Origin of the sequence: Streptomyces antioxidans (assembly GCF_000968685.2) — a bacterium.
Classification (GTDB): Bacteria; Actinomycetota; Actinomycetes; order Streptomycetales; family Streptomycetaceae; genus Streptomyces; species Streptomyces antioxidans.
This window is the reverse complement of sequence record NZ_LAKD02000195.1, coordinates 1-6332: the sequence shown is the minus strand read 5'-3', so window position 1 is coordinate 6332 and position 6332 is coordinate 1. Positions and strand designations below refer to the sequence as shown.

Below are 6332 nucleotides of genomic sequence, written 5' to 3'. Positions count from 1 at the left end.
GTCTCCCTGGCCGCCGTATGGGACCACCACGGCGTCACCCCCACCGCCGTCATCGGCCACAGCCAAGGCGAAATCGCCGCCGCCTGCATCGCCGGAGCCCTCTCCCTCGACGAAGGCGCCCGCATCGTCACCCTCCGCGCCCACGCCCTCCGCCACCTCACCGGCCACGGCACCATGGCCTCCCTCACCCTCAACCAAACCCACACCGAAGAACTCCTCACCAAACTCGGCAAACCAGCCCGACAAGTCGGCATCGCCGCCGTCAACGGACCCGGATCCACCGTCATCTCCGGACCCCCGGACCAAGTCGCCCACACCATCACCGCCTGCGAACAAGCAGGCCACCGCGCCCGACTCATCGACGTCGACTACGCCTCCCACAGCCCTCAAGTCGACGACATCGCGGAGGAGTTGCACGAGGTGCTGTCGGGGATCGAGCCCGTCCAGGCCGAGGTGGCGTTCTACTCGACGGTCACCGGCGCCCGCATGGACACCAGCGAACTCGACGCGGCGTACTGGGTCAAGAACCTGCGCCAACGAGTGCGCTTCGCCGACGCCGTACAAGCACTCCTCCACGACGGCCACCGCGTATTCATCGAAGCCAGCACCCACCCCGTCCTCACCATCGGCATACAGGAGACCTTCGAGGAGGCCGGTGTGCCCGCGGCCGCGGTGCCGACACTGCGCCGGGACCATGGCGACCGCTCCCAGCTGATGCGGTCGGTGGCGCAGGCGTTCACCGCAGGGGTCGAGGTCGACTGGACCCGCTGGTTCTCCACCGACCCCACACCCCGCACCATCGACCTGCCCACCTACGCCTTCCAGCGCGAGCGGTACTGGCTGGACGGGCGGGGCGGCCACAGCGGTGACCCCGGCGACCTCGGGCTGGGGTCCGCAGAACATCCGCTGCTCGGCGCCGCCGTGGAACTCGCGGAGGGCGGCGCCCATCTGCTGACCGGCCGACTGTCACCGCGGACCCATCCGTGGCTGAACGACCACCGGGTGCTGGACACCGTCCTGCTGCCGGGCACCGCCTTCGCCGAGCTCGCCTTGCACGCGGCGGCGCGGACCGGCTGTGACCATGTGGCGGAGCTGACCCTGTACGCACCGCTGGTGATTCCGCGGGGCGGGGCGGTCGATGTGCAGATCGCCGTGGCCGCTCCGGATCACGCCGGTGAGCGACCGATCACAGTGCATGCACGGCCGGCGGCCGACACAGGCGACACGGCATGGATCCGTCATGCCACCGGAGCACTCGCCACCACAGCCGCGGCCAACACCCCTACGCTGACCGGCGCTTGGCCGCCGCCCGGAGCCACACCGCTCCCCGTGGCGGACCTCTACCAACAGCTCGCGGACCACGGGTACCACTATGGACCGTCCTTCCAGGGCCTCACCGCCGCGTGGCGGCTGGACGGCGATGTCTACGCCGAGGTGTCCCTGCCCGACGAAGGGGAGCGCGCGGGCGCTGCCGCGTACGGTATCCATCCCGCTCTGTTCGATGCCGCGCTGCACGCCCGTGCCCTGGACGTCGCCCCGGACTCCGAGGACGCGCACCGGATCCTGCTCCCGTTCACCTGGAGTGGTCTGCGGCTGTACGCCACCGGCGCGGACACCCTGCGGATCCGCATCACCCCGACGGCGCCGGACCGGCTCACCCTGCTCGCGGCGGATCCGACCGGTGCGGCGGTGGCCGTCGTGGATGATCTGATCCTGCGCCCGGTGCGGGACGGGCAGTTGGGCAGGGCGCGTGCGGCGGGCCCGAACTCGCTGTTCCAGCTGGTCTGGACACGGATGACACCAGCCGAAGGCGTCCCCGCATGCCGTTCTGCCGTGCTCGGCCCGGACGGCGGTCCCCTGGCCGACGCGTTGCCCGACGCCTCCCACGCCCCGGATCTCGCCGCCGTGCGGGCGGCCGTGACGGAGGGGGCTCCGGCCCCCGATGTGGTGTTCGCCTTCTTCGGCTGCCCCGCCGACGGTGGGGGCGATCCGGTGGAGCGCGCCCATGACCTGGGCAGGGAGGCGCTTGGAGTGCTGCGGGAATTCCTCGCCGCTCCGGAGTGCGCCGACGCCCGGCTGGCGGTGGTCACCCATGGGGCAGTCGCCCCCCGGAGCCATGACGATGTCCACGACCTGCCCGCCTCCGCCGTATGGGGTCTGGTGCGCAGCGCCCAGTCGGAGAACCCCGGCCGGATCCTGCTGCTCGACCTCGATGGATTCGGCGCCAACGACATCGGCTCCGCTGGACGGGATACCTCGCTGCGGGCCCTGCCCGGCGCCGTGGCCTCGGGCGAGCCCCAGCTGGCGCTGCGCCACGGTGTGGCGTACGTACCCCGGCTGGTCCACGACGACGCGGCCAAGCGGCTCACCCCGCCGGAGGGGTCGGCCACGTGGCGTCTGGGGCTGACCGGCCACGGCAGCCTGGACCAGCTGGCGCTGGTCGAGTGCCCGGACAACACCCGCCCGCTGGGCCGGGGCGAGGTCCGGGTGGCGCTTCGGGCGGGCGGGGTGAACTTCCATGATGTCGTCGTGGCGCTGGGCATGGTGGAGGACCCCAGGCCACTGGGCGGCGACGGTGCGGGCGTAATCCGCGAAGTGGGGCCCGATACCGCGGAGTTCGCGGTGGGCGATCGGGTCATGGGCCTGTTCAACGGCACCGGACCGCTGGTCGTCACCGACGTCCGAATGATCACCAGGATCCCCGCGGGGTGGTCCTACGCACAGGCGGCCACCACCCCGTCCGCCTTCCTCACCGCCTACTACGGTCTCGCCGATCTCGCGGGGCTGCGGGCCGGGGAGAAGCTGCTGCTGCACGCGGCCACGGGTGGGGTGGGCCTGGCGGCCGTGCAGTTGGCACGCCACTGGCAGGCCGAGGTGTACGCCACGGCGGGACCCGCGAAGTGGCACGCCCTGCGGGAGCGCGGTTTCGACGACCGACATATCGCCTCCTCGCGCACCCTCGACTTCGAGGAGGCGTTCCGCGCCGCCGCCGGATCCGTCGATGTGGTGCTCAACTCCCTGGCCGGTGACTTCATGGACGCGTCCTTGCGGCTGCTGGCGCCCGGCGGTCGCTTCATCGACATGGGACGGACCGACATCCGCGACCCCGAGGAGGTGGACGCACGCCATCCGGGGGTCGTCTACCGCTCGTTCGACCTGGTCGGCGGGGCGGGTCCGGACCGTATCCAGCGGATGCTGGCCGAGTTGTCCAGGCTGTTCGAGGACGGGACGCTGCAACCGCTGCCGACCACGTTGTGGGACATCCGCCGGGCCCCGGAGGCATTTCGCCACTTCAGCCAGGCCCGCCACATCGGCAAGATCGTGCTGACGCTCCCCACCACCCTCGACCCGGAGGGCACGGTCCTGATCACCGGCGGTACGGGCACTCTGGGCGCTGCCACCGCCCGCCATCTGGTGGCCCGCCACGGCGTACGGCGGCTGCTGCTCCTCAGCCGCCGGGGCCCCGATGCCCCGGCGGCCACTGAGCTGGCGGCCGAACTGACCGAGCTCGGCGCGCACGTTTCCCTCGCGGCGTGTGACGCGGCCGACCGGGCCGCGCTGGCCAAGCTGCTGGAGACCGTTCCCGACCGCCATCCGCTCACCGCCGTCGTCCACGCCGCCGGGCTGCTGCGCGACGCCACGGCCGACGCGCTCACGCCCGATCAGCTCGATGAGGTGCTGCGGGCGAAGGCCGACGCGGCGTGGAATCTGCATCAACTCATCCGCGGGGTCGGGCTGTCGGCGTTCGTGTTGTTCTCCGCGGCGGCCGGGCTGCTGGGCGCCGCGGGCCAGGGCAACTACGCGGCGGCCAACGTCTTCCTGGACGCGCTCGCCGTACACCGTCATGCCCAGGGCCTGCCCGCCACCTCCCTGGCCTGGGGGTACTGGGCCCAGGCCACCGGCATGACCGGGGGGATGACCGAGACGGACCGGGCGCGGCTGGCGCGGGCCGGGATGGTGGGGCTGGAGACCGAACAGGGTCTCGCACTGCTCGACACCGCACTCGACAGCGGCCTGCCCACCTTGGCGCCCATCCGGCTCGACCTGGCCACCTTGCGGCGTAAGGCCCACGCCGACGATCTGCCGCCACTCTTCAGGAGCCTGGTGCGCGGCGCAGCCCCTCAGGCCGCCTCCGGTGCCACCGCCCCGGGCGGGGCGGCACCGGCCGAGGCGTTCGCCGCCATGTCCGGGGAGGACCGCCAGCAGGCGCTCCTGAAGCTGGTGCGCAATGCCACGGCGACGGTGCTGGGCCATGACACGGCGGATGCCATCCACCCCGCCCAGAACTTCCGGGAGCTGGGCTTCGACTCGCTGACCGCCGTGGAGCTGCGGAACCGGCTGGGCACCGCCACCGGTCTGCGGCTGCCCGCCACGCTGGTCTTCGACCACCCCACGCCCACCGCGGTGGTACGGCTGCTGGCGGAGCTCCTGGTCCCGGCCGGGGCGGCGTCGGCCGACTCACTCCTCCGCACCGGTCTCGACTCCCTCGACGCCGCGTTGGCCGGAGGGATCGCCGACCGGGAACAGCGGGGCCGGGTCGCGACGCGGCTGCGGGAGTTGCTGCGCAAGGTGGACGGCCCGTGGCACGACGCGGACGGCGAGGACGGCGCCGACGCGGGTGCCGAGGAGGATCTGGCGTCGGCCAGCGACGAGGAGTTGTTCCGGGCGCTCGATGTCGAGCTGACCGTCCCCTCCGACGACAGCCTCCGATGAACGAGGGCCACTGGATCAGGACCGCTGGTCCAGGGCCCGCTAGATCAGGACAGCCGTGACGATCGGGTTGATGCGATATGACGGATGACGAGAAGCTCCGCAGCTATCTCAAGCGGGCGACCGCCGATCTGCGTCTGGCCAGGCGGCAGTTGCGCGAGGTCGAGGACCGCGCCCGGGAGCCCATCGCCATCGTCGGGATGGCCTGCCACTACCCCGGCGAGGTGGCGACCCCCGAGGACCTGTGGCGGGTGGTGGACGAGGGCGTGGACGTCATCTCCGCGTTTCCCATGGACCGCGGCTGGGACCTGCGGAGCCTTTACGATCCGGATCCGGAGCACGCTGGTACCAGCAGCGCCCGCGAGGGCGGTTTCCTGCGCGATGTGGCCGATTTCGACGCCGAGTTCTTCGGGATCAGCCCGCGTGAGGCCGCGGCGATGGATCCGCAGCAGCGGCTGCTGCTGGAGACGGCGTGGGAGGCGTTCGAGCGCGCGGGGCTCACCCGGGAGGCGCTGAGCGGCAGTGCCACCGGGGTCTTCGCCGGGGTGGACTCGTACCACTATCTGTCGCTCATCGGCCAGACGACGAGTGATTCGGCGGGCTATGTCGCCACCGGGAACCTCGGCAGCGTGGTCTCGGGCCGGGTGTCGTACTCGTTCGGCCTGGAGGGGCCCGCGGTCACGGTGGACACGGCGTGTTCCTCGTCCCTGGTGGCCACGCATCTGGCGGTGCGGGCACTGCGGCAGGACGAGTGCTCGCTGGCCCTCGCGGGCGGGGTGACGGTGATGGCCACGCCCGGTGGGTTCACCGAGTTCTCGCGTCAGCGCGCGCTGTCCCCGGACGGGCGGTGCAAGGCGTTCGCCGCGGCGGCCGATGGCACGGGCTTCTCCGAGGGTGTCGGCCTGGTGCTGCTGGAGCGGCTGTCCGACGCCCGGCGCAACGGGCGTCGAGTGCTGGCGGTGATCCGGGGCTCGGCGGTCAACCAGGACGGGGCCAGCAACGGTCTTACGGCGCCGAACGGGCCCTCGCAGCAGCGGGTGATCCGCCAGGCCCTGGCCAACGCGGGGCTGTCGCCGTCCGAGGTGGACGCGGTGGAGGCGCACGGTACGGGCACCACACTGGGCGATCCGATCGAGGCGCAGGCGCTGCTGGCCACGTACGGCCGGGGCAGGCCGGAGGACCGGCCACTGTGGCTGGGCTCCATCAAGTCCAACATCGGCCACACCCAGGCCGCCGCAGGAGTGGCGAGCGTCATCAAGATGGTGATGGCGATGCGGCATGAGCTGCTGCCCGCCTCACTGCACATCGACGAGCCGACACCGCATGTGGACTGGGGCGCGGGCGACGTACGGCTGCTGACCGAACCGGTCGAGTGGGCGGCGAACGAGCGCCCGCGCCGGGTGGGCGTGTCATCGTTCGGGATCTCCGGTACGAACGCCCATCTGATCCTGGAGCAGGCCCCCGAACCGGCCGAGGCCGCCCCCACGACGGACACATCGACGGGTGGTGTGGTGCCGTGGGTGATCTCCGGGCGCACCGCTGAAGCGTTGCGCGGTCAGGCCCGGGCGCTGGCCGAACGACTGGCCAACGACCCCGAGGCATCACCGGCCGAGGTCGGCTGG

General features: G+C 72.2%; 2 protein-coding genes. Both read left to right on the top strand.

Annotation, left to right across the window (positions count from 1 at the left end; genetic code table 11):
• The coding region (locus VT50_RS37605) for an SDR family NAD(P)-dependent oxidoreductase (protein ID WP_079343986.1) at positions 1-4713 on the top strand (4713 nt) is incomplete at its 5' end.
• 77 nt (positions 4714-4790) lie between these two features.
• Positions 4791-6332: type I polyketide synthase (locus VT50_RS37600; protein ID WP_206269552.1), on the top strand; the 1542-nt coding region annotated here is incomplete at its 3' end.